Here is a 4,813-nt window from a genome sequence, read left to right on the forward strand (position 1 = left end):
GAATGCAGCGGGCCGCTCAGCGTGTCGGCGCCAAGTGCCTGCGCGCAGTCGATCGCCCATTTCATATAGTCGACACCGGCCTTGCGCGTCGCCGCGTCGGCCGAGATCAAATTCATCGCCGGATCGCCCATGGCCGAAACCGAGGTCCGCTCCAGTCCGATGCGGTCGAGCAGATCGCCGAGTTTTTTATAATCGTCCGGCGCGCCGGCGAAGATCGGTATCTCGACGCCATCGAAGCCCGTTGCCTTGATGTCGCGCAACAGCGGCTCGTGTTTCTTCGACACGGCCGTCGTCCACAAGAACATGCACATGCCGATTTTCATCGACGCCCCTCCCCTTGAATCCCCCGGCCGCCTCTATTTCAGAGCTTCGTCCACGCCCCATTCTTCTTCGACGACTTCACGCAGGCCTCGATGAAGGCCATGCCTTCTACGCCGTCCTGGATGGTCGGGAAGACGACATCCTTGGGCGGCTTGCCACCCTTGCGGCGTGCCGCCCGGATGGCGCGTGCGGCCTCCTGGTAGATGTTGGCGAAACCTTCGAGGTAGCCCTCGGGATGGCCCGACGGCACGCGGCTGACACGGCCCGCCACCGGCAGTGCGCCGGCGCCGTTGCGGGTGATCAATTGCTTCGGCTGGCCGAACGGCGTGTACCAGAGATAGTTCGGGTCGGCCTGCACCCATTCCAGCCCACCCTTGGAGCCATAGATGCGCAGCTTCAGCCCGTTCTCGTGGCCGGGCGCCACCTGGCTTGCCCAGATCATGCCCTTGGCCGGATGCGTCTTGCCGATAGGCTTGAAGCGCAGCATGACGTTGACGTTGTCATCGAGAAGCCGGCCCGGCACGAAGGCGTCGAGATCGGCCGACAGGGAGTCCAGTTCCAGCCCCGAGACGAAGCGGGCGAGGTTGTAGGCATGCGTGCCGATATCGCCCAGCGCGCCGCCGGCGCCTGCCTGCTTGGGGTCGGAGCGCCACGCCGCCTGCTTCTGGCCTGTCGCGGCCAAATCCTCGGTCAGCCAGTCCTGCGGATATTCGGACTGCACGATGCGGATGTCGCCGAGAACACCTTTGGCGACCATTTCGCGTGCTTGCCGGATCATCGGATAGGCGGTGTAGTTGTGCGTCAGCACGAACACCTTGCCGGTCTTCTCGACTATCGCCGCAAGCTTTTTCGCCTCGGCCAGCGTCGTCGCCAACGGCTTGTCGCAGATGACGTGGATGCCGGCCTCGAGGAAAGCTTTTGCTGCCGGCACATGGACATTGTTGGGCGTGACGATGGCCACTGCCTCGATGCCGTCGGGGCGCTTCGCCTCGGCCTTGGCCATCTCGGCATAGGATGCATAGCTGCGTGCGGGGTCGAGCCCCAGTTCGGCGGCCGAGGCCTTGGCACGGGCCGGGTCGGCTGACAAAGCACCGGCAACCAGCACGAAATCATTGTCCAGCCGCGCCGCGATCCGGTGCACCGCGCCGATGAACGCGCCTTGCCCGCCGCCGACCATGCCGTAGCGGATCGGGCCGCCTCCCGTTTCCGACTTCGATGCGCCGACCATATCTTGCTCCTCGCTGTTGCTCACCTCCCCCTTGAGGGGAGGTCGATCCGCGCAGCGGATCGGGTGGGGTCGTTGAGGCAGAGCTCGGCATGAACCGACCCCTCCCGGCCCTTCGGGCCACCCTCCCCTCGAGGGGGAGGGGAAACCGCGCTAGATGCCCATCATGGCGCGCAGCATCTTCTTGTCGGTGGTGCCGGCGGCGAAGTCGTCGAATGCCTTTTCGGTCACCCGGATGATATGGTGCTCGATGAAAGGCGCGCCTTCGGCCGCACCATCCTCCGGATGCTTCAGGCAGCACTCCCACTCCAGTACCGCCCAGGAATCATAATTGTACTGCGTCAGCTTGGAAAAGATGCCGCCGAAATCCACCTGTCCATCGCCCAGCGAACGGAAGCGCCCGGCGCGGTTGGTCCAGCTCTGGTAGCCGGAATAGACGCCTTGCCGGCCGGTCGGGTTGAACTCGGCGTCCTTGACGTGAAACGCCTTGATGCGCTCGTGATAGATGTCGATGAATTCTAGATAGTCGAGCTGCTGCAGCAGGAAGTGCGACGGATCGTAGTTGATATTGCAGCGCTTGTGGCCGCCGACCGCGTCGAGGAACATCTCGAAAGTGGCGCCGTCGAACACGTCCTCAGAGGGGTGAATTTCATAGCCGACATCGACGCCGTTGTCCTCGTAGACGTCGAGGATCGGCTTCCAGCGTTTGCCGAGCTCGCCAAACGCTTCCTCAATGAGTCCAGCCGGTCGCTGCGGGAACGGATAGAGGTAAGGGAAAGCCAGCGAGCCGGTAAACGACACTGAAGCATTCAGGCCCAGATTGCGCGATGCTTTAGCGCCGAACTTCATCTGCTCGACAGCCCACTCCTGCCGGGCTGCGGGATTGTTGTGCACCGACGGCGGCGCAAAGCCATCCATCTGCGCGTCATAGGCTGGATGAACCGCGACCAACTGCCCCTGCAGATGCGTCGACAGTTCGGTGATCTCGACGCCCGCGTCAGCGCAGATGCCCTTCACCTCATCGCAATAGGCCTTGGAAGAAGCCGCCTTCTTGAGGTCGAACAGCCGCGCGTCCCAGGTCGGGATCTGCACGCCCCTGTAGCCGAGACCGGCCGCCCATTTGGTGATCGACGCCAGTGAGTTGAACGGCGCGGCGTCGCCCGCGAACTGCGCCAGAAACAGCCCAGGGCCCTTCATTGTCGTCGGCATCGCATCCTCCCTCATTTCTCTCTCGACCGAGCATAGCGCCGATTGGAAGCAGGGCCAGCCACTTTGGTCTTTTCTCAACGGGTGCTTGCACGCACCGCCATTCTGGTATTACCAAATGTGGAAATTTGGTCAAGCCGCGCAATGCGCCATCAAGACCCCAAAATCACCTGTTGCAGGCCTATATATCTCAATATAATCAATGAAATAATCTACAGAGAAAGTTGCACCCCAGCGCTTCTTGCCGATCTGGAGAATTTGCTGTAGACCTCGCCTCAGGCCCAATTGGTCGAACCAGTTTGCGAAAAAAGGCTGGGAACGCCTTGGGGAGGAACCTTTGTGTCGCCTTTTGGCGATGCATGTCGCAGGCGAACCATAGAGACGATTTGGGAAGGACAGACCATGCATCTTTCGACGCACAACTGGATGCGCGCGGAACCCTTGGAGACGACGCTCAAGCGCATCAAGAAATTCGGCTATGAGTCGATCGAGATTTCCGGCGAGCCCGAGCAGTACAAGACCAAGGAGACCCGGGCGCTGCTGAAGGAGCATGGTATTCGCTGCTGGGGCGCGGTGACCCTGATGCTGGGCGAGCGCAACCTTGCCGCCAGGAACCAGGGCCAGCGCGAGCGTTCCGTTCAGTATGTCAAGGACGTGCTGACCATGGTCAGCGAACTCGATGGCGAGATCATCACGCTGGTTCCGGCCACCGTCGGCAAGGTGGTGCCTGACGGGACCGAAGAAGAGGAATGGAAGTGGGTCGTCGACGCCACCCGTGAATGCTTCACCCACGCCAAGAAGGTCGGCGTCAAGATCGCTGTCGAACCCCTCAACCGCTTCGAGACCTATCTGTTCAATCGCGGCGCCCAGGCACTGGCGCTGGCTGACGCGGTCAGCCCCGAATGCGGCGTGTGCCTCGACGCTTACCACATCCACATGGAAGAATTTAACGTCCATGACGCGATCCGGCAGGTCGGAAAGCGCCTGTTCGACTTCCACGTCGCCGACAACAACCGGTTTGCCGCCGGCCTCGGCCAGATCGACTGGCCGAAGATCGTCGCCACCTTGCGCGAGATCGGCTACGACGGCGCGCTGACCAATGAGTTCGTCGCGCCCGTCGACCGGACGCCGGCAGCCCCCTATCCCGACATGGTCGAGCGCAATCCGGTCGACATCTCGCCCGAGCAGCTGAAGTTCATCCAGGACCACGGCTCCAGCGTGCTCACCGAGAAATTCTACACCGACCAGATGCGCATCAACGCCGAAACGTTGCTGCCGCTGATCAAGTAGCCGACTGCCTCTGGGAAATTCGCCCTTCCGCCCTGACCGGCGGCGGGGCTGGGGAAGAATATGCGTATCAAGTCCGTCCAAGCCTGGTGGATCCGCGTTCCGATCGAAGCCGCTCGGCAGCACCGCAGCGACTTCGGTCAGGTGACGACCTTCGACGCCGCCATCCTGCGCATCGAAACCGATGACGGGCTGGTCGGCTGGGGCGAAGGCAAGAACGCCGCCGGCAGTGCCGGCAGCTACGGTGCACTCGTCCACATGCTGAACCATGAGGTCGGGCCTCAGCTGGTCGGCCGCGATCCGGCGGATATCGGCGTCATATGGGAGATGCTCTACAATGGCGTGCGCCACGACAGCGCCGCGCGCGGCGGCCACGCCATGCCGCAACTGGCGCGGCGCGGCATGAGCATCGCTGCCATCAGCGCCGTCGACATCGCGCTGTGGGACATTCTTGGCAAATCGCTTGGCGTTCCGGTCTGGCGGCTGCTGGGCGGCCGCAAGCTCGATCGCATGCCGGCTTACGCGTCCGGCGGCTGGGCGGCTGCCGACGCCATCGGCGAGCAGTTGAAATCCTACATCGCCAAGGGCGGTTTCAGGGCACTGAAGATGCGGGTTGGCGCCATGGATGGCGCGGCGCACATTTCGGCCGGCCGCGTGCGGGCCGCACGGCAGGCGCTCGGCCGCGATGTCGAACTGATGGTCGACGCGCACGGCACCTACACGGTGGCCGAGGCCAAGCGCTTCATCCACCTTGTCAACGATCTGGACCTCGCC

5 protein-coding genes are annotated in these 4,813 nt (G+C 62.9%); 2 read left to right on the top strand and 3 right to left on the bottom strand.

Annotated features, from left to right (window positions below; all coding sequences use genetic code 11):
• The 3 genes from EN939_RS21170 to EN939_RS21180 all read right to left on the bottom strand — a co-directional run.
• Window positions 1-323: sugar phosphate isomerase/epimerase family protein (locus tag EN939_RS21170; RefSeq protein WP_164751122.1), on the bottom strand; the 323-nt coding region annotated here is incomplete at its 3' end.
• Between the two features lie 38 nt (window positions 324-361).
• On the bottom strand, window positions 362-1,549 hold the full coding sequence (locus EN939_RS21175) for a Gfo/Idh/MocA family protein (RefSeq protein WP_127269535.1): 1,188 nt from the start codon (window positions 1,547-1,549) through the stop codon (window positions 362-364).
• Window positions 1,550-1,699: 150 nt separating this feature from the next.
• Window positions 1,700-2,755 (bottom strand): sugar phosphate isomerase/epimerase family protein, encoded by a 1,056-nt coding sequence (locus EN939_RS21180; protein WP_127269536.1) that lies wholly within the window; start codon window positions 2,753-2,755, stop codon window positions 1,700-1,702.
• 399 nt (window positions 2,756-3,154) lie between these two features.
• Here EN939_RS21180 and EN939_RS21185 point away from each other — a divergent pair, with 399 nt between their 5' ends.
• Both EN939_RS21185 and EN939_RS21190 read left to right on the top strand, forming a co-directional pair.
• Window positions 3,155-4,042: a sugar phosphate isomerase/epimerase family protein gene (locus EN939_RS21185; protein ID WP_027037785.1), complete on the top strand. Its 888-nt coding sequence runs from the start codon at window positions 3,155-3,157 to the stop codon at window positions 4,040-4,042.
• A gap of 60 nt (window positions 4,043-4,102) precedes the next feature.
• Window positions 4,103-4,813: mandelate racemase/muconate lactonizing enzyme family protein (locus tag EN939_RS21190; protein WP_164751123.1), on the top strand; the 711-nt coding region annotated here is incomplete at its 3' end.

Source organism: Mesorhizobium sp. M7A.F.Ca.CA.002.05.1.1, assembly GCF_003998335.1.
GTDB lineage: Bacteria > Pseudomonadota > Alphaproteobacteria > Rhizobiales > Rhizobiaceae > Mesorhizobium.

Excerpts from the sequence above, each read along its gene's own strand:
- EN939_RS21180 (WP_127269536.1), bottom strand. The coding sequence starts at position 2,755 with ATGCCGACGACAATGAAGGGCCCTGGGCTGTTTCTGGCGCAGTTCGCG.
- EN939_RS21185 (WP_027037785.1), top strand. The coding sequence starts at position 3,155 with ATGCATCTTTCGACGCACAACTGGATGCGCGCGGAACCCTTGGAGACG.
- EN939_RS21175 (WP_127269535.1), bottom strand. The coding sequence starts at position 1,549 with ATGGTCGGCGCATCGAAGTCGGAAACGGGAGGCGGCCCGATCCGCTAC.